Genomic DNA, 303 nt, shown 5'->3' with positions numbered 1-303 from the left:
ACACAGTTTAATCAAACTTTGAACAAAACCTGTGACCATGCGTAAAGAGAGTCTGAATAGAGATTTGATCATTAAACAGCATTGAGTAGCGGTATCAGAGTAAGTTTGATTTCGACCTTGCTTGCCTTGTGGTTGTGCATACCACTGAGTGTTTGGATCAAACCAAATGGCAATATTACCTCGGTTAATGAGGGCACGATTGTAGGAAGACCAGTTAGTTGTACGATAGATTTTAGGAGCAGGTTTATTCATATTGAAATTATAGGACTGAATAATCTTTCTAGGCTAGGTTTATGCAACAAA

General features: G+C 37.6%; 1 protein-coding gene. It reads right to left on the bottom strand.

Annotation, left to right across the window (positions count from 1 at the left end; all coding sequences use genetic code 11):
- Positions 1-252 (bottom strand): transposase (locus RJ01_RS16075; RefSeq protein WP_171248490.1); only part of this gene is annotated, 252 nt, incomplete at its 3' end.
- Between the last annotated feature and the right edge of the window lie 51 nt (positions 253-303).

The sequence above is a fragment of the Acinetobacter sp. YZS-X1-1 genome, from assembly GCF_000804305.1.
Lineage (GTDB): Bacteria > Pseudomonadota > Gammaproteobacteria > Pseudomonadales > Moraxellaceae > Acinetobacter > Acinetobacter variabilis.
The sequence above is the reverse complement of the archived record's forward strand: the minus strand, read 5'-3'. Positions and strand labels throughout refer to the sequence as shown.